This window comes from Virgibacillus sp. GM2-2 (assembly GCF_055329585.1).
Map to the genome: position 1 here is coordinate 13,813 of NZ_JBUZWC010000002.1, position 25,533 is coordinate 39,345.

Consider the following 25,533-nt stretch of genomic DNA (forward strand, 5'->3'; position numbering starts at 1 on the left):
TGCATGTTGTGACAAGGGATTATTTTCGCAGGTAAGAAAGTATAAATCTTTTCTGACTGCATAAGTGTAACTAAGGCTTTCGCCATAAAGGGCTTGGCGATAAGCCAAGTTTTCTAATAACGTCAGAAAGCATAAGTTATGGTAGACCTTATAAGAAAAACTCCGGCACTCGCTATTAAGGACGAGGCGAATGCCGAGCAATTTCTAATAAATACATCTTATCGATTCACTAAGTGTTTATAGAGGATGAATCTAAAATGAATCAAACAATAAAAGAAAAATTAGCTGTACTTCCCATGCAGCCTGGATGTTATTTAATGAAAGATAAACATAATAGCATTATTTATGTTGGAAAATCGAAAGCATTACGAAATAGAGTGAAATCTTATTTCATTGGTGCAAATGATCGGAAAACACAGCGACTAGTATCAGAAATACAGGATTTTGAATATATCGTTACGACATCTGAAATTGAGGCACTCATATTAGAAATGAATTTAATAAAAAAACACGATCCTAAATATAACGTGTTATTAAAAGACGACAAGTCATATCCTTATTTAAAAATTACTGCTGAACGACATCCGAGACTATTAGTTGTGCGCAAAGTTAAAAAGGACAAGGGAAAGTACTTCGGCCCATATCCAAACGTAATAGCTGCTCGGGAAACTAAAAAATTACTCGATCGACTATATCCTCTCAGAAAGTGTAATAAAATGCCAGATCGAGTCTGCCTTTATTATCATATGAAACAATGTTTAGCACCCTGTGTTTATCCAGTCTCAGAAGATACGAACCGTTCAATTGTACAAAGTATCTCTTCGTTTTTAAATGGTGGACATAAAGAAATTAAAAAAGACATTCAGGAAAAGATGTACCAAGCCAGTGAAGACTTAGACTTTGAACGTGCAAAAGAACTGCGTGATCAAATTCAACATATTGAAGCAGTAATGGAGCAACAAAAAATGACGTTAAAAGATCAAATCAATCGAGATATATTTGGATATAGCTACGATAAAGGCTGGATGTGTATACAAGTATTTTTCATCAGACAAGGAAAATTAATCGAACGAGATGTTGCAATTTTTCCTTTCTTTGATGATCCAGAGGAAACATTTATTAGTTATATTGGACGATTTTATTTACACCAACACCATCCAAAACCAAAACAAGTTCTGTTACCTATTGGAGCTGATGCAGATCTTCTAAAAGAACTACTAGAAATAGATGTGACTATACCTTACAGAGGGCGAAAAAAAGAACTTGTAAATTTAGCAATGAAAAATGCACAAATTGCGTTAGAAGAAAAATTTTCTATTATCGAAATTGATGAAGAACGGACAATCAAGGCTGTTGAAAATCTAGGTGAGAAGTTAAATATAGAGGTACCACATCGCATCGAGGCCTTCGACAACTCTAATATACAAGGTACAGATCCAGTCTCTGCAATGGTCGTATTTATTGATGGTAGGCCAAATAAAAAAGAATATAGAAAATATAAAGTGAAGGATGTAAAGGGACCTGATGATTACGATACGATGCGTGAAGTAATAAGACGGCGATACACTCGAGTTTTAAAGGAAAATTTACCACTACCAGATTTGATAATGGTAGATGGTTCTAAAGGACAAATGAGTGCAGCTTTAGATGTATTAGAGAATGAATTGGGTCTAGATATTCCGTTGTGCGGATTAGCGAAGGATGATAAACACAAAACAAGTGAACTTTTGTATGGAAGTCCGCCATCCGTAGTTGACTTATCCAGAAAGTCACAGGAATTTTATTTGATCCAACGAATTCAGGATGAAGTTCACCGCTTTGCCATCACATTTCATCGCCAATTGCGAGGAAAAAGCTTATTTCAATCTGAATTAGATAAAATTCCAGGTGTGGGCGAAAAAAGACGAAGATTGTTATTGACTCATTTTAAATCCATTGAAGAGATAAAAAATAAATCCATTGAAGACATTAGAAAACTTGGAATTCCAAAGGATACAGCAAAATTAATTTTGGATCATTTAAATAGTAAATAAAAAAGAGACTGTCCAAAAGAGTTATCGCCACATTAATTACAAAATACTGTCTATCATTTTATTGATACAGTTGTAATGGGGGATAACTCTTTTTTGGATAACCTCTTAATTCGTGAAAAGAACCGAGAATTCAACCTGCATTATCTTTTTGTTTACTTCCTCTGTACATTCTGCTTCCGTTTCTTTTAACTGTTGAATTGCTTCAGCTAAAAATCCAGCTTCAAGTCGAAAATCTGCTTCAAATGGTGCAGTGAGACGCTTTACTACTGAATCAGACATTAGACTAAATAATATTTCTTTACGCTTATTTTTTAATACTTCTAACTTACCCCATCCAAGTTTCTCAAATATGCTATAAATATCTTCTAATGTATCGAAGTTTAATTTTCTCGCAAGGTTTCTTCCCATAAAGTACAATAATGTATCGGATTCTCTACCTAGTAGTTCAGGTAAACTAATATAACGTAACACATCATATCCAGCTCCGGATGTGTGTAGTTCTTCTAAAAGTGAAGTTGGATATACCTGTTGATTTTTTGACATTGATGTCATCCTTTCATTGGCAGGTAAGAAAGTATAAATCCTTTCTTACTGCATAAGTGTAACTAAGGCTTTCGCCATCAAGGCTTGGCGATAAGCCAAGTTTTCTAATGCGTTAAAAACAAAAAAGTAAGGAATAGATTGCTAGTATTATTATCTATATATTCCTTTTAATGTGCAAGTAATCATCCGATATTTTTTCGATTTGAACAATTAGACCTGTATGAAAAATAAATGGTTCGTTTTCTTGACGCTTTTCAGAGATAGAAGTACAATAAATATGTCACAAATTGTACATTAACGGTCGATTATAGGGAATAGCTAATGCTGAAAAATTAATTTAATGTTAAAGAATTTGTGCTATTACTACATATTTTCTACTGAGGGGGGTAACACATGGCAGGACGTAGCGAATTTAATTATCGCAGATTACATTCACTTTTAGGTGTCATTCCGATAGGGGTTTTCCTGACACAACATCTAATTGTGAATCATTTTGCTGCCTATGGCGCAGAAAGCTTTAATAAAGCAGCAGGTGTATTACACAGCTTACCATTTAAATTGTTATTAGAAACAGTGATTATTTATCTTCCAATTTTGTTTCATGCAATTTTAGGGGTATATATTGTTTTTGTTGCAAAAAACAATGTACAACGATACGGATTTTTCCGTAACTGGATGTTTTATCTACAACGTATAACGGGTATTATTACGTTAATTTTTATTGCGTGGCATGTTTGGGAAACACGTGTACAAATTGCTTTAGGTAATGCTGAAGTTAACTTCTCATTGATGGAAGGTATTCTTGATAATCCGTTTATGTTTTGGTTCTATATTGTAGGGGTTATTTCTACAACTTTCCACTTTGCAAATGGGTTATGGAGTTTCCTAGTATCATGGGGAATTACACAGTCACCTAGATCACAAAAAATTGCTACATATGCAACGTTATTAGTATTTTTGGCTTTAAGCTATGTTGGTGTAAGAGCAATTATCGCATTTGCTTATGGCGTATAAGTTTTAACTTGAGAGGGAGTGAGTATATACAATGAGTAACAAAAAAGTTGTTGTTGTAGGTGGCGGACTTGCTGGACTTATGGCAACAATTAAAGCAGCTGAAGCGGGTGTGAATGTTGACCTGTTTTCAATCGTACCTGTAAAACGTTCTCACTCTGTTTGTGCCCAGGGTGGTATAAACGGTGCAGTAAATACAAAAGGTGAGGGAGATTCTCCTTGGTTGCACTTTGACGATACGGTATACGGTGGCGATTTTCTTGCTAATCAACCACCAGTAAAAGCTATGTGTGAAGCAGCACCAGGTATCATTAATATGTTAGATCGTATGGGTGTAATGTTTAACCGTACACCTGAAGGATTACTGGACTTCCGTCGTTTTGGTGGGACCGCTGTTCATCGTACTGCCTATGCAGGTGCTACTACAGGACAACAACTGTTATATGCACTAGATGAACAAGTTCGACGTTACGAAGTGGAAGGATTAGTAACGAAATATGAAGGTTGGGAATTCCTTGGAGCAATCCTCGATGATGATGGTGTTGGAAAAGGAATTGTCGCTCAAAATATTAAGACACACGAGATAAAATCTTTTGCATCTGATGCAACCATTATGTCTACTGGCGGTCCTGGTATTATATTTGGTAAATCAACTAACTCCATGATTAATACAGGTTCTGCTGCAAGTATTTTATATCAACAAGGTGCTAAATATGCAAATGGTGAATTTATTCAAATACATCCAACAGCAATTCCAGGTGATGATAAACTTCGCTTAATGAGTGAATCTGCACGTGGTGAAGGTGGCCGTGTTTGGACATACAAAGACGGGGAACCTTGGTATTTCTTAGAGGAAAAATATCCTGCTTACGGAAACCTAGTTACACGTGATATTGCGACTCGAGAAATTTTTGATGTCTGTGTAAATCAAAAGCTTGGGATTAACGGAGAAAATATGGTTTATCTCGATTTGTCTCACAAGGATCCTAAGGAATTGGATGTTAAACTTGGTGGTATTATTGAGATTTATGAAAAGTTTGTTGGTGAAGATCCACGTAAAGTACCAATGAAAATTTTCCCTGCTGTACATTATTCAATGGGCGGACTTTGGGTAGATTATGATCAAATGACAAGTATTCCAGGAATCTTTGCATGTGGTGAATGTGACTATTCACAGCATGGTGGAAACCGTCTAGGAGCTAATTCATTATTATCTGCAATTTACGGTGGCGCTGTTGCGGGACCAAATGCAATTAAGTACATCGATGAACTGGATACACATGTAGAAGATCTATCACCTGAGCTTTTTGAAAGAAGACAAAAAGAAGAACAAGATAAATTTGAAGAGCTTATGAAAATGGACGGCGAAGAAAACGCTTATCAGATTCATAAAGAGCTTGGTGAATGGATGACAGACAACGTAACAGTTGTACGTTACAATGATAGGTTAGAGAAAACAGACGAGAAGATTCAAGAACTTCTAAAGCGTTGGGAAAATATTAACATTAATGATACTTCACGTTGGAGTAATCAAGGTGTTATGTTCACTCGTCAATTGCAAAACATGTTACATTTAGCTCGTGTCATTACACTAGGTGCACTAAATCGTAACGAAAGCCGAGGAGCACACTATAAGCCAGATTTCCCTGAACGTAATGACGAGGATTTCTTAAAGACAACGGTTGCAGTATTTAATAAAGAAACAAATAGTCCAGATCTATCCTATGAGGAAGTTGATACATCCCTAATAGAACCAAGATTACGAGACTATTCTAAAAAACATTAGAGGGGAGAAAGAGAAAAATGGCTGAACAAAAAACAGTTACGTTTATAATAACTCGACAAGACAGCCCAGATTCTGCTCCTTATAAGGAAACATTTCATGTACCTTATAAAAAAAATATGAATGTTATTTCTGGGTTAATGGAGATACGACAAAACCCTGTAAATGCAAATGGGGAAAAAACATCACCTGTATATTGGGATATGAACTGCTTAGAAGAGGTTTGTGGAGCTTGTTCCATGGTTATCAACGGTACTGCCCGTCAATCGTGTGCTGCTTTGGTTGATCAATTGGAACAACCGATTCGCCTAGAACCAATGGCAACATTCCCAGTAGTACGTGATTTAATTATTGACCGTGAACAAATGTTTGATGCACTGAAACAAATTAAAGGTTGGGTACCGATTGATGGTACATATGAATTAGGACCAGGACCACGTATGCCTGAGAAAAAACGTCAATGGGCATATGAGTTGTCTAAGTGTATGACATGTGGTGTTTGTCTGGAGGCGTGTCCGAACGTAAACGATAAATCCGACTTTATTGGACCAGCAGCACTTTCTCAAGCGCGTTTGTTTAACGCACATCCAACAGGAGAAATGAACGCAAGTGACCGTTTAGAGGGTCTTATGCAAGATGGAGGTATTTCTGGATGTGGTAATGCACAAAATTGTGTGGAAGTATGTCCAAAAGGAATTCCTTTAACAACATCAATTGCAGCAATGAATAGAGCAACAAATATTCAAGCATTTAAAAATTTCTTTGGCAGTGACAATGCACATTAACATTAAAAGTGATAGTGATAGAAATGGCCCTACCCAATCGTCATGGGTAGGGTCATTTTTCATTTGCACTGTAAGTAAATATAGAATTTTAAGGATTACAGTATAAGAAAAACCTCGGCTTACGCTATATTGGACGATGTGTATGTCGGGTTTTTCAAAAAGAGTAGGAGTTGTACATAGTGAAAAAGATTTCATATATTGAAGATTTGAATGCCTGGAGGGAATCATTTACGTTCTCTACACCTATTAAAATTCGATTTTCAGAAACAGATATGTTTGGTCATGTAAACAATGTCTCACCCTTTATCTATTTTGAAGAAGCTAGGATTGAATTTTTGAAATCAATAGGTTCATTTGACGAAACAAACGCTGAAGATGGAATACCAGTAGCTGCAGATCTGCAGTGTGATTATCATCATCAGATCTTTTTTAACGACAGATTAGATGTATATGTAAAAGTGAACTATATAGGCAATACATCGATTGATGTACATTATATGGGAATTAACCAAGATGATACGCTTTGTTTAACCGGAAGAGGAAGATTAGTTTACATTAATCCAAAAACAGGAAGACCAGTCTCACTTAGTGAGAAGATGAAGGATAATTTGCGGTCTATTTAAATATACAGCGGCTGTTTTATGAAAAAGTATTGTCACATAAAAACGAAAAATTGGGATCCAGACTAACGGGAATATTAGAGTCTGTGAATGTTCAGTAGCGGACACAGGATTCCTTATTTTAAAATTTTGGGGCTTTTTTTAGGGCAAAAGGACCCACGATGCGTTATCTAGCAAAATGTGAGTGATTTTATTCTGAATTCGCCTAATAAGGAATCCTGTGTCCGCGAACAGGGGCATTTTCCTCATTTTTGCAGGAATAGGGAATCTGGTGTCCGTTTAATTCAAATTTCTTAGTAGTAAAATTGCAAATGCTGTTCACGTATAAAGGTTTCAGGAAAAATGTTAAAAGAATCAACAAAAACCGACTACCATTAGTGATAGTCGGTTTTTTTTAGAGCTTTAATTCACCCATGCGAATAAGCTCTAATACAGCCTGTGATCGCCCTTTGACTCCTAACTTTTGCATAGCATTTGAAATGTGATTTCGGACAGTTTTTTCAGAAATAAACAATTCCTGGGCAATTTCTTTAGTTGTTTTGTCTTGTACGAGTAATTCGAAGACCTCTTTTTCCCTTTTTGTTAATAATTGCTTTGGTTTGTAGTCGTTGTCCTTCAAATGTTAACCCCTCCTTGCTGACATAAAGCTGTATAACGAAGGGAAATTATTTAGTCATTATAGCTTATGAATCCTGTAATAATCAGTGCACACAATTTTCAGTGTAATATGTACTAATCCTATTATTATAATGAACTTTGATTTTTTTGCTATAATTAGTGTATAACAATGACTTTATTGGGGGTTTCGCATGATTCATGAAATTTTGGAATCAAATCAATTCATACTGTTAGTTGCACTGTTATTAGTCATAAGTGTACTTGTTACGAAGTTTTCAACTCGACTTGGTGTTCCTTCCCTCGTTCTATTCATAGGTGTTGGAATGTTAGTTGGAAGTGATGGGCTAAATTTTATATACTTTGATAATGCAGCAATTGCACAACTCATTGGTGTATTTGCGTTAGTTATAATCCTTTTCGAAGGTGGTTTACAAACGAAATGGACAACAATTAAACCAGTATTACCTTCTGCCACTATTTTAGCAACGTTAGGAGTCTTAGTTACTTCTCTCCTCGTCGGCATTGCATCAAAATATATCCTCGATATTACCTGGTTAGAGGCATTTCTCGTTGGATCAATTGTAGGTTCAACAGATGCAGCTGCAGTGTTTTCCGTGTTAAAAGGAAAAAATATTACAGGAAATGTTAAGGCGACCCTGGAAGCGGAGTCTGGAACAAACGATCCAATGGCTATGTTTTTAACGCTTTCCGTTATTCAACTTATTACACAGATTGAATCTGGTATTTTGCCACTCATAGGTACGTTTTTCTGGCAAATGGGGCTTGGGCTAGTACTAGGGTTGATTATTGGTAAGATAGGGAGCGTATCAATAAATCGAATTAATCTTGATTCCAGTGGATTGTATCCTTTATTTGGGATCGCGTTTGCATTCTTGACATATAGTATTACCTCATTATTAGACGCAAGTGGACTACTGGCGGTATATATAGCAGCATTGGTTATTGGTAATTCGGATTTGACCTATCGCCATTCTATTATGCGGTTTAACGAAGGATTTGCTTGGATGGCGCAAATTGTTATGTTCGTCATTCTTGGGTTGTTTGTGTTTCCAACGGAACTATTTACCTTAAAAAATATTATTAATGGTTTATTAATATCTGTGATCTTAATATTGGTCGCTCGGCCAGTTGCTGTTTTTATCAATTTAGTAAGATCAGAATATAATGTTAAAGAAAAGATATTTCTATCCTGGGCAGGTCTACGTGGAGCTGTACCAATTGTTTTGGCTGTATTTCCGATGCTTGCCGGGATTGAGAATAGCCAAATCATCTTCAATGCAGTATTTTTCGTAGTCTTGACATCTACATTAGTGCAGGGGTCAACCATTACGTATATTGCAAGGTTATTAGGATTAGAGGGAAAGGAAAAGACAAAACCAATTCACTCATTGGAACTTATTTCAATCGGTAAAACAAATGTAGAAATGGTCGAATATTACGTAACAGAGAATAATCATATTATTGGCCAGACATTGGAAGAATTAATTTTACCAGATAACACATTAATAAATGCTATAATAAGAGATGGGAAAATCATAACTCCAAATGGCCAGACAGCTATAAAAGAAAGTGATACACTTTATGTACTCGTTTCTCGAAATAGTAAAAAGAAATTAAAAGAAATACTTGAAAGAGACCATGAAGGAGAATTAACAAGTGGTGAAACTATTATTTAGTACTGATGTAGAAGTTCTATAGTTATCAGTAAGGACTAATGTAAAGTGTTTATCACAATTATGTTACGATACTATTAGATTCATGAATTTACGGGAGGGTAACCCACTTGGAAAAAAGCATATCTAGTGCAGCTATTGCGGATACAGAAAAAAAACTTCGATATATAGCTGGCATAATCAAACAAAATGGCCGCAAAATTTTAAATAACTATCCCATAACCTCACCACAGTTTATAGCATTACAGTGGTTGTTGGAAGAAGGGGATTTAACTATAGGTGAGTTATCTAATAAAACTGGGTTAGCGTTTAGTACTACAACTGACTTGGTTGACAGGATGGAGAAAAATGATCTTGTCGAACGTGTTAGGGATCAGAACGACCGCCGTGTTGTTCGAATTCATGTATTGGAAAAAGGAAATACAATTATTCACGAAGTAATTAAAAAGCGACAAGAATATTTAGGCGAAGTGTTATCCAACTTTTCGGTTGAAGAAACAGAAACATTAAATAAATTACTCGCTTTTTTACACGAGCAAATGAAATGTGTGCAAGAAAAATAACAACTTAGAAGAGGCGATTGACATTGGATCAAGCTATTGGAGTTATTGATTCAGGTGTTGGTGGATTAACTGTTACACATGAATTGATGAGACAATTACCAAAGGAAAAATTATTGTATGTTGGAGATACATTACGTTGCCCTTATGGACCTAGATCTGAAAATGAAGTGAAAAAGTTCACATGGGAAATGGTAAACTTTTTATTAGAAAAAAATATTAAAATGTTAGTTGTTGCTTGTAATACTGCTACAGCATTTACCTTGTCGGAGTTACAGGAAAGGTTAGACATACCTGTAATTGGGGTGATCAATCCTGGTGCTCGTGCAGCTATAAACGCTACAAAAAACATGCATATCGGGGTAATTGGAACGGATGGGACTGTACGTAGTGAAGCATATACAAAGGCGCTCATTAGTATTCATTCCGATATACATATAAATGCATTAGCATGTCCTTTACTCGTACCGATGGTTGAAAAAGGTATGTTGCATGGCCAAACCACTTATGATATTGTATCGGAAACGTTAGAACCTATGAAACGGAATAATCATATTGATACATTAATACTTGGATGTACACATTATCCGTTAATAAAAGATACAATTCAGCAAGTAATAGGGAATCATGTTTCGATAATTTCATCTAGTGAAGAAACAGCTCGTGATACTAGTGCCATCCTCGAATATCATGAAAAGCTATATAAAGGTGAACGTATACCTACGCATCAATTCTATACAACCGGTGAGTTAAGCACATTTGAAATGATTGCAAAGCGAATTTTCCAAAATACAAATAATGATGTGCAATCAATAGAAATTGAACATGCGACAATGAAAAAATAGATTCTGTTTCCACAGGATCTATTTTTTATGGGGAGAAAATTGTAATTCAAGACGTCAGAAACTATGGCAGACCTTATAAAAAATGCGATACTCGCTAGTAGGGACGAGACGAAAAACGTTTTTCTAATGCATACAAGGATAAAGTTAACAGGGTTTTCGTCTATAAGTTTGGTGAAGAACCAAAATTTCTAATAAAGAAATATGTGATAGGTTGGTCTAATTTTACGATGGGCTCGTATATATAATAGTACAAACCATCGTAGGAGGGAATAACATGCGAATGCGCGGTATTTTTTTGATGACAGGTATAATGAGTATTTCCGTGATATTAAGTGGGTGTTTTCAAGGGGAGCAGTCCTTAGATGACAAAATAGATCCACCACCTGAAAATGCTACGGAAGTAAGTAAAGAATCTGAAGCAACGAAAGAAGATGCAGGCGAGGAAGTGGCAGCAGAAACTGTAAAAAGACAGCTATTCTTACTCGATTCGAATGGAATGGTTGTACCACAAACGGTAGAATTACCAGCAACTGATGAAGTAGCAACACAGGCCATGGAATATTTAGTGAAGGATGGTCCGATCACATCACTTTTACCAAATGGGTTCCAAGCAGTATTACCTGCTGGAACGGAGATCCTCGGACTTGATTTACAAGAAGATGGTACAATGATTGTTGATGTCTCAAGTAATTTTAAAGAATATGAGGCTGAACAGGAGTTAGAAATACTGCAAGCAATGACATACACGTTGACACAATTTGATAGCGTCAAAAAGGTTAAACTTTGGATAAATGGGTATCCTGTAAACGAAATGCCTGTAAATGGCACACCATTATCTGACGGTTATTCTAGAACAAATGGAATTAACATGATTCAAACGGATACAGTTGATTTCCTAGGTGCTACACCGGTAACTTTATATTACCCAACTCAGCACAATGATTTGAACTATTTTGTTCCAGTAACACAATATATTCAGATGGATGGAGCAAAAGATTATCAATCAATTGTAAGTGCTTTAATCGAAGGACCGAACTATAATAGAAACTTAATGCAAGTGTTTAATTCTTCCGTGTCGTTAGTGGAAGAGCCTCAATTAAAAGATGGTGTACTATCACTTGTTTTTAATGAAAACGTTCTGATGGATAAGGAAAAAGCAACGATATCAGATAAGGTAATGGAATCATTAGTACGCACCCTAACTGAAAACAGTGAAGTAGAAGCAGTTAAGGTAAATGTTAATCAAGTAGAAAAAATATTTAATGAAAGTGGAGAGGCATACTCTGAACCGGTAACAAAGAAAATGGTAATGCCAAGTGAAAAACTATAAATGTCGAAAAGGCTGTTTAATCAGCCTTTTTCTGTTGAATGAAAGAATAGTCAATAATAAAAAAATTTGGCATTCATTTGTATGCAAATTTGATTGGAAGATTTTCTAAACTGTTTGTAAACCAGCATATTTGAATTGAAAATCATTTTATCGCCTATGATACTACATGTATATGTAATGGTGCTAATACTTTCCTAACTGTTTTCTCGAGTGAAATATGTTACGATTAATCGTGGAATTGAGGAGGCGAATACATTTGAGAAATGATAATAGAGAATTAGATCAATTACGTGATATTACGATGACTGTGGATTATATCAAACATCCAGAAGGCTCCGTTTTAATAAAGGTTGGGGATACAAAAGTTATTTGTAATGCTAGCATAGAAGATAAAGTTCCACCGTTTTTGCGTGGGCAAGGAAAAGGTTGGATTACTGCTGAATATTCCATGTTACCACGTGCTACTGATAGGCGAAATATACGTGAATCGTCTAAAGGAAAAGTTAGTGGTCGAACAATGGAAATTCAGCGTTTGATTGGAAGGGCTCTTCGGTCGGTAGTTGATCTAGATAAAATTGGTGAGCGTACTGTATGGGTTGATTGTGATGTTATACAAGCGGACGGTGGAACGCGTACAGCATCGATAACTGGCGCATTTGTTGCTGTTGTTCTTGCTTTTGGTAAATTGATAGAAGCAAAAGCAATTGATAAAATGCCTGTAATGGATTTTTTAGCAGCTACATCTGTAGGAGTTCTTGAAGATGGAAAGGAAATTTTAGATTTAAATTACGAAGAAGATTCGCAAGCTCAAGTGGATATGAACATTGTTATGACTGGATCAATGAAATTCGTTGAAATTCAGGGTACAGGAGAAGAAGCTACTTTTTCACATGATCAATTACAAAAGATGCTACAGCTTGCAACAAAAGGCTTACAAGAAATAATGGATAAGCAGAAAACGGTTCTTGGTGAGTTAGCTTCAATCGTTGGAGAGACAAAGAACACACACATAGCAGGTGAAAAATAATGAAAGAAATAATCATTGCTACAAAAAACGATGGAAAAGCAAAGGAATTTAAAAAGTTTTTCTCAGAATACGGTGTACAAGCCTCATCGTTATTAGACCTATCAAAGGATATTCCTGATGTCGAAGAAACTGGTACTACTTTTGAAGAAAATGCGAAACTGAAAGCTGAACAAATTGCTGCATTGTTAAATGTTCCTGTTCTTGCGGATGATTCTGGATTAATGATCGACGCATTGAATGGTGAACCTGGAGTATATTCTGCTAGATATGCAGGAGAACCAAAAGATGACAATGCGAATGTAAAAAAAGTTTTGAAGAATTTGGCTACATTACCAAACAATGAACGTAGTGCCCGTTTTGTTTGTGTACTAGCCGTTGCAACACCAGGAACAAAAACAATTACCCACAAAGGGTTATGTGAAGGTACGATTGCAACTGAACCAAGAGGAGATAATGGGTTTGGATATGATCCAATTTTTATTCCTGAAAATTACACAGTTACGATGGCAGAGTTAACACCAGAAGAAAAAAGTAAAATTAGTCATCGAAAAAATGCACTAAACCATTTGGATAACTGGATTAAACAGTTATAAATCGTACAATCAGGAGGGATTGCATCGTGACAAAGGTTCTGTTTGTAAGTGACAGTCACGGTTCGCTCGAAGAAATTAATCAAGTGAGGAATCAAGTGGACGTTGACCTAATGATCCACTGCGGAGATTCAGAATTAGAGTTAGATGTAAAGGAACTTGAAAGTTTCGTAAAGGTAAAGGGAAATTGTGATTTCGATAGTCGATTTCCAAATGAGCAAATTTTAGAGATTGATGAAATTAATTTTTTTGTTACGCATGGCCACCTTTATCAGGTAAAATCGGGTTTAACGACCATCTCTTATCGTGCAGAAGAACTGCAGGCAAATGTAATTGTCTTTGGCCATACACATGTTGCGGGCGTATGGAAAATGGGGAATCAGCTTTTTATCAATCCTGGGAGTTTAAGACTACCTAGAAGAATAGCAGAGAAAACCTATGCAGTTATGGAATGGGACCAGCTTGATGATATAAGCGTAAAATTTTATACTGTGGAAGGTAAGCTACTTGAAGAATTGACCTATCAAACAACTTTGTCCTAACTAGAAGAGCTTATTAATAATTAATAAGCTTTTCATGGCAAAGTCTTGACAAAAAAAGTTAGAGTGCCTATAATGATTCTTGTCCGTTAAAAATCTGTTTATTATTAGTGCGGGTGTAGTTTAGTGGTAAAACCTCAGCCTTCCAAGCTGATGATGAGGGTTCGATTCCCTTCACCCGCTCCATACATATGATAAGCGAAAGCGATCCGTTAATGATGGTATGAACTGGGCTTTACTGAAGCTGACTAGTCATAGGACGCTATAGCTAAATTATTATTGTCCCAGTAGCTCAGCTGGATAGAGCAACAGCCTTCTAAGCTGTGGGTCGCAGGTTCGAATCCTGCCTGGGACGCTAATGTAAGAGTCTAATCCTTTATAAATATAAAGGGTTAGGCTTTTTTTATTCTATTTTTTTTATTCTATTATGACTATTCTATTACTAAAGAACTGTAGGTAGATTAACGAACTTTGGATTGCTTGTGTAATTAGCTGTTACCGTTTGATATCAAATGCTTACTATAGTTGGTGAGTCTCCATTTTCTTTAAAGGAGAAAGTAGAGCTAGGTTTATCTATCAAATAAAAGTTAGATAGGCTAATAACTTAAAAGGAGAAGATAACTATGGTAACAGTAGCAATAGATATTGGGCATGGATCCGATACGTGGGAAAGCGGAGGTGGAAAAGGAGTTGTCCGAAATGGAGTTGTATACGAAGAGCATACGTTTAATTCCAAGGTAGCCGTAGAATTGGACAAGTTACTCAGGGCAAATGGTATCGATACGCTTTTATATCAGCAACCCTTTTCCCCAGAAATTGGCTTAACCCAACGCACAAACTATTATAATGCACAAAACGTAGATTTAGTTTGGTCGATTCATGCAAACGCAAATAGTTCTTCAAGTCCGAATGGTCGCTGTGCTTTTTATTGGTATACAGCTGATGACTCTAGAAGTTTAGCAGAATTATATACTGAAGAGGTACAAAATGCTGGTTATAGTACACACGGTAATGGACTTCACGCCAGTCAACCAGGTAGTTGGACTAACCTTCACATTTGCCGTGAAACAAATATGACCGCTGTATTAACAGAAAACGGATTTATGACAAATGATGCTGATTTCGAGTTAATCTTTGGTTCGAAGCAATCTGAGTACGTTCGTGAAATCGCAGTAATTCATGCCAAAGCTATTACAAGATATTTCAATATTGACTTTGATGAAGGTGCAGAAACTGGTCAAAAATATGTGGAAGTAATCGTTGACTCATTATGGACGTATAACTCTCCAAATTGGGATGACAAGGCAGTAGTAGTCCACGACGGGGAAGTTTTTACAGTTATTAAGGACAGATTCTATGTGAATGGCGGTTATATGTATCAAATTAAAAGCGGTTTGTATATCACTGCTAATCCAACTTATGTAAGGGCATATACTAGCTAATTTTAAACTTATAATGATTTAGTTTTAACTTTTCAAAAAGGGCTTCTATATTGGGATAAATGAACAATCAACGCTTTATTTTACAGCATAAGCTAGTAATAGTTAATGCTAGTAAAAGAAAGGAAGAGATGAGTGGCTCAATATGTAGTAGCTATTTTTGGAGGGCACAATGAAGATACTTGGGAACGAACAGGGGGAAAAGGTGTACGTACGTCCTTAGAACCGGATGGTGTATATGAGGAACATGATAGTAATATGGATATTGCATCTGAAATTGTAAAATTACTAAACAAACATGATAATGTAACTGTTCTATTTCCACAAAAAAATGGTCATAACAACATGACATTATATGAACGTGTTCAATATTGTAATGACCATCAGGTAGATTTCACAATTTTTGTCCATTCTAATGCGTCTGCAAATCGTTCAGCCACAGGTGCATGTGCATTTTATTATCCTAGTAGTTCAGCAGAGGAATATGCTAATTACTATGCTGAAGAAATGAAAAACGCTGGTTACCCTTTATGGCAGGGCGGTACTTATGAGTGCCAACCAGGAACATGGTCAAATTTCTATGTCGTAAGAAATACAAATATGCCAGTATGTCTCACAGAAAACTTTTTCTTTACAAATCCTGTAGAATTAAGAAAATATTTATTAGATCCTGTTCAGTTAGATAATATTGCAAAAATTCATTATATCGCTGCTAGCCGCTATTTAGGATTATCAGAGCTCGAAAGCTTTGAACCACCTAATACGCAAGTGAAACCAGAAGAAATTGTATGGTATTTAGCGAGAGGTGACAACGGTATACGTGTAGGAAACCTACAACGAAAACTAAAAATGTTAGGATATTATGATGGAGCGATTGATAATAACTATGGCCCATTAACTGAAAAAGCAGTTAAGGAATTTCAGCGTGACCAGGGTTTAGTTGTTGATGGTTACTATGGTCCAAAGACACAAGCTGCATTGAATAATATTGACACTAGTAGTGCAGCGAGTCGATATAACTTGGATTCGATTGTACCTTATCCCGGACCAGTGCAATATGGAGACACGGGAAAAAATGTGAAACGAGTTCAACGGGCTGTTGGAGTAGAAGTAGATGGAATTTTCGGTCCAAAAACATTAGAAGCGGTAAAAGACTATCAACGTGAGAAAGGAATAGCAGTAGACGGTTCTGTTGGACCTATCACGTGGGGTGTTATGTTTTAAGGAAACTTCAAAGTTGAAAGAGAAACCTTTGTAAACTATACTTAGGTTTCTCTCTTATACTGTTAGTTTATTTTATTGTGATTCGGGTATGTATAGTAAAGTGTGTATGGTACAAATAAAAAATAGGGGGTGAACAAAGAGTGGAAAATGGAAATGTAATTTTATTTCCTAAATGGAAGAGATCATTGGAAGAAGATAGTTTACTTGCTTTGAAGGAAAAACGTTATGAAGAGGCACTACATAAACTTGAACAATTAATTCATTATCAAGTGAATAATCACGAAATAGTCATTGGGAAACTTATATGTTTAATGGAGTTAGACAGACACGATGAAGCGCAGGAATTAAGTGAAGAATTATTACATAATAAAAATGAACATTATTATCATTATGTACATATTTATTTAACGATCTTGTTTCAAACAAATCAGTATAATCGACTAATCGAACAAGTTGAATATGAATTTGAAACTGCAGAAGTTCCCCAGCCATTATATGAACAATTTCAGCAACTATATGATATGAGTAAAAAGATGAATATTGATATAATGGATGAAAGGCATAAAGAATACATAAATGAATTACTTGAGGCGGTTAAGGAAGAAAATCATGTAAAACAATGGAGACTGGTTGAGAATCTTCGCAAAATAAATGCATCACCTTCCATTAAAACGGTAGAAACGCTTCTAAAAAAGGATACAGTGCATCCAGTAACCAAAACTGCTATATTTAAATGGCTACAAGATAACGACATTAAAAATCCTATTCAAGTACATAAATTTGACGTAGAAGTATGCGTAGAGCCAAATGCTATTTCAGAAATTCATTCACATAGCACCTACAATCAAATTCAACTATTAATTAACCAAATGGAACAAAAGAATCCATCGCTTTATAATTTAATGGAGACATTGCTGCATCAATACATATATGTGCGCTTTCCTATTATGCCCCCCAGTGAACACGTTGGCCATATAGCGAATGCATTAATGTATTTAGGAGAGACTTATTTAGGGATTAATTCCGTTTCGGAAGAACAAGTAGATTCAGAAGTTCTACGCTATAAAGAAGAAATTCAATTATGTGAAACATTATATTTGAGTATTATCGAGGAGTAGCTATAGACTACAAATGCTTGAAAGACATGGTGATTATGTTATAATGATATGGTTGTAAATTAGATAATTCTATTAAAGACATAACATACTAAATGATTGTGCAAAAGTAATGGAATCAATAGATTTTTGGAGGGAAAATTATATGTCAGCAAAATGGGAAAAGCAAGAAGGAAATGAAGGAGTACTAACGATTGAAGTTAGCGCTGATGAATTTGACAAGGCGCTTGATCAAGCGTTTAAGAAAGTAGTAAAACAGGTGCAAATCCCTGGATTCCGTAAAGGAAAAGTACCACGTAAAATTTTTGAAAACCGTTTTGGAGTAGAATCGCTATACCAAGATGCAGTAGATATCGTTTTACCTACTGCATATACGAATGCAGTAGAAGAGACAGGAATCGAACCTGTTGAACAACCAGAAGTAGATATTGAAGAAATAGAACAAGGAAAAGATCTTATATTTACTGCAAAAGTTACTGTAAAACCTGAAGTAAAACTAGGTGAATACAAAGGACTTGAAGTTGAGGAACAATCTGTTGAAGTTACAGATGAAGACGTTCAAGAAGCAATTGAAAGTCAGCGCGAGCAACATGCAGAATTAATTGTCAAAGAAGAAGGTAACGTTGAGCAAGGCGATACAGTTGTTATGGATTTTGAAGGATTTATGGATGGAGAAGCATTTGACGGTGGTAAAGGAGAAAACCATTCGTTAGAAATCGGATCTGGACAATTTATTCCAGGCTTTGAAGAACAATTAGTTGGTAAGACATCTGGAGAAGAAACAGAAATTAATATCACATTCCCAGAAGAGTACCATGCGGAAGATTTAGCTGGAAAAGATGCTATGTTTAAAGTTACAATCCATGAAATTAAAACAAAAGAGTTACCAGAACTTGATGATGAATTCGCAAAAGATCTTGATGATGAAGTGGAAACACTTGATGAATTAAAAGCAAAGAAAAAAGAAGAACTTGAAAATCAAAAGAAACAAGATGCAGAAAATCAAAAACGTGAAACTTTGATTGAAAAAGCTTCTGATAACGCTGAAGTAGATATTCCTGAAGCGATGGTTAACACTGAACTTGAGCGTATGATTAAGGAATTTGAACAACGCCTTCAGATGCAAGGAATGACTATGGAAATGTATTTCCAATTCTCAGGTCAAGATGAAGATGCATTGAAAGAGCAAATGAAAGACGACGCTCAAAAACGCGTAAAAACGAATTTAGTATTAGAAGCAATTTACAACGAAGAAAACTTGGAAGTTTCAGATGAAGACGTTGATAAAGAGCTTGAAAACATGGCTTCCATGTACCAAACAGAGGTAGAACAACTTAAGCAGATGCTAGGTGGAAACACGGATGCAATCAAAGAAGATTTGAAATTCAAACGTGCTCTTGACTACCTTGTTGAGCAAAGTAAAACAGTTTAATTAAGCTAAATATGTTTATTTCTAACTGAATGAGGCAAATACTAACAAGGCGCGATAATTTCGTGCCTTGTTTTCACTGGTAAGGAAATATAATTTATGGAATACCAGTATAAGTGCGGCTAAGACTTTCACCAAATTTTAATGGCGAATGCTTCGTTTTCTAAAAAACTTTATTGTACATATAGTAAAAGTGAGTAATCTTTCCGTGTGTTGGTTACATATGATAAATCATATACGCTTAAACTCGTCCAACGGAAAGTGCAAAAGTTAAATTTTGGCATTTACTTAGTTATGATTTGACTTTTTTATATATTTCTCCATAATTATAAAATAAATATAGTAAAGTATATTGTTTTGTATTCTAATTGTGTTCTGATATTATGGGCTATGAAAGTTGAATCCTATATAGATGAAATTAGGAGAAGATTTAAACTTTTAGGGGTGAAATGGAATGTTTAAATTTAATGAAGAAAAAGGTCAATTGAAATGTTCTTTTTGTGGAAAGAGTCAAGACCAGGTTCGTAAACTAGTTGCTGGACCAGGTGTTTATATATGTGATGAATGTATTGATCTTTGTACGGAAATTGTAGAAGAAGAGCTTGGAACAGATGAAGAAACTGAATTTAAAGAAGTTCCGAAGCCAAAAGAGATTTGTGACATATTAAATGACTATGTTATCGGTCAAGATAAGGCAAAGAAAAACCTATCAGTAGCTGTATATAATCATTATAAACGGATTAATTCTCCGAAAAATAATGAAGATGTAGAGCTTTCTAAAAGTAATATCGCAATGCTTGGGCCAACTGGTAGTGGTAAAACATTACTTGCTCAAACACTAGCAAGAATTTTGAATGTGCCGTTTGCAATCGCAGATGCTACATCATTAACTGAAGCTGGTTATGTTGGTGAAGATGTTGAAAATATTCTTTTGAAGCTGATTCAAGCAGCAGACTATGATGTAGAAAAAGCTGAAAAAGGAATTATCTATATCGATGAAATTGATAAGGTAGCTAGAAAATCAGAAAACCCATCTATTACAAGAGATGTTTCTGGTGAAGGAGTACAACAGGCATTGTTGAAAATCTTGGAAGGAACTGTTGCGAGTGTTCCACCTCAAGGTGGACGTAAGCATCCTCACCAAGAATTTATCCAAATCGATACAACAAACATCTTATTCATCTGTGGAGGTGCATTTGATGGTATCGATCAGATCATTAAGCGTCGCTTAGGTAAAAAAGTAATTGGATTTGGTGCCGACGATCAAAAACAAGACCTTGAAGTTGGTCAGTTGCTTTCAAAAGTTTTACCAGAAGACTTGTTGCGTTATGGTCTAATTCCAGAGTTCATTGGTCGTTTACCTGTTATTGGAGCATTGGAACCACTAGATGAGGATGCTCTAGTTGAAATTCTAACAAAACCAAAGAACGCATTAGTGAAACAATACGAAAAGTTATTCTTAATGGATGACGTTGAATTAGAATTTGAAGAAGACGCACTAGTTGAAATAGCTAAAAACGCAATTGAACGTAAAACAGGAGCTCGTGGGTTACGATCAATAATAGAAGGGTTAATGCTTGATGTCATGTTTGAACTGCCATCTCGTGATGATATTGAAAAATGTATTATTACGAAGGAAACAGTGCTACTTGAAGATGGAAGTCCTAAACTTATTTTCAAAGATGGTACTGTAAAGGATGACAACAAACCATTACCGAAGGAAAGCGCATAGTAAAAGGTGAACCATACGTAAAATAGACTGACGGAAAAGAATAATTAGCTCTTCCTGTTGCTTCTTAGAATAAAAGGAAGGTTTAATTATTCTTGAAGTCAGTCTTTTTATGTTTAGCTGCAACGCCTAGACACTCGAGACATAAGCAGATTGCTTTCGTGTGGTAAAATTCACCACAATACACCGTTTGCTGATGTTATCGTGTCTTTTGCGCTTTACCAATGTTATAAACATACATAGACCCTTTATAGGTAATACTAACGGTACAACAATTGGACAAGACTACATATACGTTTACAAATGGAAAAGTTTTCTTTAAACTTAAATGATATTAAAGAAAATGAGTAATTTTTATTTGATTATTCTGGAGGTACATATAATGACAAATGAAACTAAACGGCTTTCCCTCCTACCATTACGAGGTTTATTAGTTTTCCCATCCATGGTGATTCATCTTGATGTTGGTAGGGAGAAGTCTATTCAAGCCTTGGAAAAAGCAATGATGGAAGACCAAATAATTTTCTTAGCTGCACAAAAAAAAGTGAGTGTTGACGATCCTACTCCTGAAAATATATATCGTGTTGGTACAGTAGCAAAGGTAAAACAAATGCTGAAGTTACCAAATGGAACAATTCGAGTTTTAGTAGAAGGATTATACCGTGCAGAAATCATTGAATTTCTCGAAGAAAAAGAGCAATTTATAGTTGATATAGAGGAAATAGTGGAAGAACGCGGTGATAAAAATGAAGAAGAAGCACTAATGCGTTCGTTATTAAATCAATTTGAACAATATATTAAGGTCTCTAGGAAAATTAATCATGAAACCCTAGCTACCGTTACCGATATAGAAGAAGCTAGTCATCTTGCTGATATCGTTACTTCACATTTATCGCTAAAGTTGAAGGACAAGCAGGAACTGTTAGAAATGGAAAATGTTAAACAACGGATTCAACGGTTAATTAAATTAATTTCTAACGAGAAGAAAGTATTGGATTTGGAAAAGAAAATAGGTCAACGCGTAAAGAATTCTATGGAGAAGACTCAAAAAGAGTATTATCTTCGTGAGCAATTAAAGGCCATACAAAAAGAACTTGGTGAAAAAGATGGAAAATCAGGTGAAGTTGAACAGCTCCGCGATAAAATTGAACAATCCGATATGCCTGATCGTATATTAGAGGTTGCTCTTAAAGAATTAGACCGATATGAAAAGGTACCTCAAAGTTCAGCTGAAAGTTCTGTCATTCGTAACTATTTAGAGTGGTTGATAGCATTACCTTGGACAGAGGAAACACAGGATACAATAGAAATAGACCATGCACACAAAATTCTAGATGAGGATCATTATGGTCTAGAAAAAGTTAAAGAACGGGTACTAGAATATCTAGCTGTTCAAAAACTCACTAACTCAATCAAAGGTCCAATATTGTGTATTGTTGGTCCTCCGGGAGTTGGTAAGACATCATTAGCCAAGTCGATTGCACGAGCAATTAATCGAAACTTTGTGCGTATATCATTAGGTGGAATTCGTGATGAAGCTGAAATTAGAGGACATAGACGCACCTATATTGGTGCTATGCCTGGTCGAATCATTCAAGGCATGAAAAAAGCGAAGACGATTAATCCCGTTTTTTTACTGGACGAAATAGATAAAATGTCAAATGATTTTCGGGGCGATCCGTCGTCAGCGATGTTAGAAGTGCTTGATCCTGAACAAAACAGTAATTTTAGTGACCACTTTATTGAAGAAACATATGATTTATCTAGTGTAATGTTTGTTGCAACTGCTAACTATGTAAATAACATCCCCGGACCATTGCTTGATCGAATGGAACTTATTTCGATTGCTGGCTATACCGAAGTGGAAAAGGTTCATATAGCCAAAGAACATCTGTTACCAAAACAGTTGAAAGAGAATGGCTTGAAAAAAGGGAATTTACAAGTTCGTGATGATGCATTATTAAAGCTAATTCGAACGTACACAAGAGAAGCGGGAGTTCGTAGCTTAGAACGCCAAATTGCTAGGCTTTGCAGAAAGGCTGCGAAAATAATAATTTCTGAGGATAAGCAAAAAGTTATCGTTACAACCAAAAACATGGAGGATTTGCTTGGAAAACCTGTTTTTCGATACGGACAAATGGAGCAGGAAGATCAGGTTGGAACCGCTACTGGATTAGCATATACTGCAGCTGGCGGGGATACGCTCGCTATTGAAGTTTCACACTACCCAGGTAAAGGGAAACTAACACTTACAGGAAAATTGGGTGACGTTATGAAAGAATCTGCACAGGCAGCATTTAGCTATATCCGATCACGTGCAGAAGAATTAAACATTGATCCTAACTTTCATGAAACGTTTGATATCCATATTCACGTGCCAGAAGGAGCAACACCAAAAGATGGTCCTTCTGCGGGGATAACGATGGCAACTGCATTGGTATCTGCTCTATCTGGAAAGGCTGTTAAAAAAGAGGTAGGAATGACCGGAGAAATTACGCTTAGAGGAAGGGTCTTACCAATCGGTGGCCTAAAGGAAAAGTCATTGAGTGCCCATCGTGCTGGTATATCAACTATTATCATTCCTGAAGAAAATGCAAAAGATATTGATGATATACCAGAAAGTGTACGTAATGAATTAACGTTTATTAAAGTAAATCATTTGGATCAAGTGTTAGAGCATGCGCTAGTGAGGGATGATCATGAAGGTAAATAATGCAGAGATTGTTATTAGTGCGGTAAGTAAAAAACAATATCCAAATGATCGACTTCCTGAAATCGCACTTGCTGGAAGATCGAATGTTGGAAAATCATCATTTATTAATCGGTTAATTCATCGGAAAAATCTTGCTAGAACATCATCAAAGCCCGGAAAAACACAAACCTTAAATTTTTATAAGATAAATGAATACTTTTACTTTGTTGATGTTCCTGGTTATGGATACGCCAAGGTTTCCAAGAAGGAACGTGAAAAATGGGGCGTCATGATGGAAGAGTATTTCGAAACGAGAGATACGTTAAAAGCAGTTTTATTAATAACAGATATCCGTCATGAACCAACTGCAGATGACCAAAATATGTATGAATTTTTAAAGCACTTCGAACTGCCAGTAATTGTCATTGCTACAAAACTAGATAAAATTCCAAAAGGGAAGCGTGCAAAGCATTTGAAAAGAACGAGAAACACACTCCAAATGGAAAACGAAGATCGGCTTATTCCTTTCTCTGCAGAAACAGGAGAAGGAAAAGATGAGGCTTGGAGCGTTATCAGATCGTTTCTATAGGCTGTTTTCTACAAGTGTTGATTTGCACAATGTCGGTAATGTGTGACACCTCGTGGCACTTAATAATGGTCGATTAAAGACAACAGAACTTATAAAAAGAGCAGTTCTATAAAATGAATATACAATTGTTGCTTCGGTGAGTTATTTGATTCACCGAAGCTTTTTTGAGTTGTGAGTTTATTATAAATAATAGAGTTTTGCCTTATAATCTAGCGGAAAATTTTATAATGTTGAGTTCAAAATACTCCTTAGGTAGAGGAGTATTTTGTTGCATACGGAGGTATTTGTACGCTATTACGAGGTATACTTCTGAGAGTATTAAATATGTATGTATAGTCAGAAATATAGGAAAATAGAGAATTCGTATATTGTCTGTCAACTTGCTATAATAAAATGTATCAGTTCTGAAAGCAAAAATAGTTACATACACAGTAGTATATGGACTATAACAAGAGAGAAAGGGTGGTTAGTTTATGAAAAGACTGAATATTATGTTAATAATTGGATTAGTAGCTATCTTGTTAGCTGCATGTGGATCAGAGGGGGAAACTAACTCTGGAGATAGCGGGGAAGCTTCTGGAGATGGACAGGATTTAAATTTAATAGAGGATGGCAAACTTATATTTGCTGCATCTGGAGAATTCAAACCGTTTAGTTACATGAAAGACGGAAAAATGGTGGGATATGATATCGCTGTTGCTGAAGCGGTAGCTGAAAAATTAGGACTCGAGGCTGTGCAAGAAAAAGCTAAATTTGCTGCAATTGTAACTGGTGTTAAGCAAGGTCGATATGATATAGCTGTTGCAAGTCATACAATTACAGAGGATCGTCTAAAACAAGTAGACTTCTCAGAGCCCTATTATTACTCAGGTCCAGTAATTTACACAAGACCTGATAGTAACATTGAGTCTGCTGAAGATTTAAAAGGAAAAGAGATTTCAGTATCAAGGGGATCAACTTACGTTAAGATAGCCCAGGAATATACGGACAATATTCCTCAGGTAGATAGTGATGTTGTTGCACTTCAATCATTAGCTAAAGGGCATCATGATGCGGTAATTACAGATAAAATTACTGGTCAAACTGCAATTGATAACGGTTTAGAAATTGAAAGTCGTGGACAATTAGGAGTTAGTAAACAGGCAATTGCAGTAGCTAAAGATAATGATAAATTATTAGAAGCTGTAAATGGAGCTCTAAAGGAATTAAAGGAAGAAGGTACATTAAAAGAATTAGCAATGGAATGGATTGGCGTAGATATTACAGCAGTTCCTGAAGAAGCTAAGTAATTTCATGTATACAAAAATGATCAAATGTGCGCATACTATGCGCACATTT

General features: G+C 35.7%; 22 protein-coding genes and 2 tRNA genes. 22 read left to right on the forward strand and 2 right to left on the reverse strand.

The genetic code is table 11. The features are described from left to right. The first annotated feature begins 257 nt into the window (after positions 1-257). Entirely contained in the window at positions 258-2,033 is a 1,776-nt protein-coding gene (gene uvrC, locus ACY9Z2_RS03805) for an excinuclease ABC subunit UvrC (RefSeq protein WP_463608292.1), read from the forward strand. A gap of 105 nt (positions 2,034-2,138) precedes the next feature. On the opposite strand, the gene ACY9Z2_RS03810 is transcribed toward uvrC, so the two are convergent. Continuing rightward, the gene (locus tag ACY9Z2_RS03810; RefSeq protein ID WP_463608293.1) at positions 2,139-2,576 is read right to left on the reverse strand and encodes a YslB family protein; all 438 of its coding nucleotides are present in this window, start codon (positions 2,574-2,576) and stop codon (positions 2,139-2,141) included. Between the two features lie 393 nt (positions 2,577-2,969). On the opposite strand from ACY9Z2_RS03810, the gene ACY9Z2_RS03815 reads away from it, so the two are divergent. From ACY9Z2_RS03815 to ACY9Z2_RS03830, 4 genes are all read left to right on the forward strand, one after another. Then, positions 2,970-3,590 carry a succinate dehydrogenase cytochrome b558 subunit gene (locus tag ACY9Z2_RS03815; protein ID WP_463608294.1) on the forward strand — a complete coding sequence of 207 codons (621 nt, stop codon included), beginning with the start codon at positions 2,970-2,972 and terminating at the stop codon, positions 3,588-3,590. Positions 3,591-3,621: 31 nt separating this feature from the next. Then, complete coding sequence (sdhA, locus tag ACY9Z2_RS03820) at positions 3,622-5,373, forward strand: succinate dehydrogenase flavoprotein subunit (RefSeq protein ID WP_463608295.1); 1,752 nt, start codon at positions 3,622-3,624, stop codon at positions 5,371-5,373. A 17-nt stretch (positions 5,374-5,390) separates the two neighbouring features. Continuing rightward, complete coding sequence (gene sdhB / locus ACY9Z2_RS03825; protein ID WP_463608296.1) at positions 5,391-6,155, forward strand: succinate dehydrogenase iron-sulfur subunit; 765 nt, start codon at positions 5,391-5,393, stop codon at positions 6,153-6,155. A gap of 179 nt (positions 6,156-6,334) precedes the next feature. After that, complete coding sequence (locus ACY9Z2_RS03830; protein ID WP_463608297.1) at positions 6,335-6,778, forward strand: acyl-CoA thioesterase; 444 nt, start codon at positions 6,335-6,337, stop codon at positions 6,776-6,778. Positions 6,779-7,169: 391 nt separating this feature from the next. On the opposite strand, the gene ACY9Z2_RS03835 is transcribed toward ACY9Z2_RS03830, so the two are convergent. Continuing rightward, positions 7,170-7,394, reverse strand: a complete 225-nt coding sequence (locus ACY9Z2_RS03835; RefSeq protein ID WP_089531918.1) for a helix-turn-helix domain-containing protein — start codon at positions 7,392-7,394, stop codon at positions 7,170-7,172. A gap of 190 nt (positions 7,395-7,584) precedes the next feature. Between ACY9Z2_RS03835 and ACY9Z2_RS03840 the strand changes: the two genes are divergently transcribed. From ACY9Z2_RS03840 to ACY9Z2_RS03920, 17 genes are all read left to right on the forward strand, one after another. Next, positions 7,585-9,090 (forward strand): potassium/proton antiporter, encoded by a 1,506-nt coding sequence (locus ACY9Z2_RS03840; protein WP_463608298.1) that lies wholly within the window; start codon positions 7,585-7,587, stop codon positions 9,088-9,090. Between the two features lie 107 nt (positions 9,091-9,197). Beyond that, the gene (locus ACY9Z2_RS03845; protein WP_463608299.1) at positions 9,198-9,650 is read left to right on the forward strand and encodes a MarR family winged helix-turn-helix transcriptional regulator; all 453 of its coding nucleotides are present in this window, start codon (positions 9,198-9,200) and stop codon (positions 9,648-9,650) included. A 23-nt stretch (positions 9,651-9,673) separates the two neighbouring features. Then, positions 9,674-10,492, forward strand: coding sequence for a glutamate racemase (gene racE, locus ACY9Z2_RS03850; RefSeq protein ID WP_463608300.1), 819 nt, complete (start codon positions 9,674-9,676; stop codon positions 10,490-10,492). A gap of 274 nt (positions 10,493-10,766) precedes the next feature. Beyond that, the gene (locus tag ACY9Z2_RS03855) at positions 10,767-11,822 is read left to right on the forward strand and encodes a GerMN domain-containing protein (RefSeq protein WP_463608301.1); all 1,056 of its coding nucleotides are present in this window, start codon (positions 10,767-10,769) and stop codon (positions 11,820-11,822) included. Between the two features lie 256 nt (positions 11,823-12,078). Then, positions 12,079-12,849: a ribonuclease PH gene (rph, locus tag ACY9Z2_RS03860; RefSeq protein WP_463608302.1), complete on the forward strand. Its 771-nt coding sequence runs from the start codon at positions 12,079-12,081 to the stop codon at positions 12,847-12,849. Beyond that, a complete protein-coding gene (locus ACY9Z2_RS03865) occupies positions 12,849-13,442 on the forward strand; it encodes an XTP/dITP diphosphatase (RefSeq protein ID WP_463608303.1) in 594 nt (197 codons plus the stop codon). Before rph ends, ACY9Z2_RS03865 begins: the two co-directional genes overlap by 1 nt. Positions 13,443-13,468: 26 nt before the next feature. Continuing rightward, complete coding sequence (locus tag ACY9Z2_RS03870) at positions 13,469-13,981, forward strand: metallophosphoesterase (protein ID WP_463608304.1); 513 nt, start codon at positions 13,469-13,471, stop codon at positions 13,979-13,981. A 109-nt stretch (positions 13,982-14,090) separates the two neighbouring features. After that, positions 14,091-14,164 (forward strand) — tRNA-Gly (locus ACY9Z2_RS03875). A 95-nt stretch (positions 14,165-14,259) separates the two neighbouring features. Continuing rightward, positions 14,260-14,333 (forward strand) — tRNA-Arg (locus tag ACY9Z2_RS03880). A gap of 268 nt (positions 14,334-14,601) precedes the next feature. Beyond that, positions 14,602-15,420, forward strand: coding sequence for an N-acetylmuramoyl-L-alanine amidase (locus ACY9Z2_RS03885; protein WP_463608305.1), 819 nt, complete (start codon positions 14,602-14,604; stop codon positions 15,418-15,420). Positions 15,421-15,552: 132 nt separating this feature from the next. Next, positions 15,553-16,641, forward strand: a complete 1,089-nt coding sequence (locus ACY9Z2_RS03890; protein WP_463608306.1) for an N-acetylmuramoyl-L-alanine amidase — start codon at positions 15,553-15,555, stop codon at positions 16,639-16,641. A gap of 140 nt (positions 16,642-16,781) precedes the next feature. Continuing rightward, positions 16,782-17,759, forward strand: coding sequence for a DUF3196 family protein (locus ACY9Z2_RS03895; protein ID WP_463608307.1), 978 nt, complete (start codon positions 16,782-16,784; stop codon positions 17,757-17,759). Positions 17,760-17,901: 142 nt separating this feature from the next. Next, a complete protein-coding gene (tig, locus tag ACY9Z2_RS03900; protein WP_463608308.1) occupies positions 17,902-19,188 on the forward strand; it encodes a trigger factor in 1,287 nt (428 codons plus the stop codon). A 451-nt stretch (positions 19,189-19,639) separates the two neighbouring features. Then, positions 19,640-20,917 (forward strand): ATP-dependent protease ATP-binding subunit ClpX, encoded by a 1,278-nt coding sequence (gene clpX / locus ACY9Z2_RS03905; protein ID WP_463608309.1) that lies wholly within the window; start codon positions 19,640-19,642, stop codon positions 20,915-20,917. 379 nt (positions 20,918-21,296) lie between these two features. Further along, positions 21,297-23,627 (forward strand): endopeptidase La, encoded by a 2,331-nt coding sequence (gene lon / locus ACY9Z2_RS03910; protein ID WP_463608310.1) that lies wholly within the window; start codon positions 21,297-21,299, stop codon positions 23,625-23,627. Beyond that, entirely contained in the window at positions 23,614-24,195 is a 582-nt protein-coding gene (gene yihA / locus ACY9Z2_RS03915) for a ribosome biogenesis GTP-binding protein YihA/YsxC (protein ID WP_463608311.1), read from the forward strand. The genes lon and yihA overlap by 14 nt, the downstream gene beginning before the upstream one ends. 473 nt (positions 24,196-24,668) lie before the next feature. Further along, on the forward strand, positions 24,669-25,484 hold the full coding sequence (locus ACY9Z2_RS03920) for a transporter substrate-binding domain-containing protein (RefSeq protein ID WP_463608312.1): 816 nt from the start codon (positions 24,669-24,671) through the stop codon (positions 25,482-25,484). Positions 25,485-25,533 lie beyond the last annotated feature (49 nt).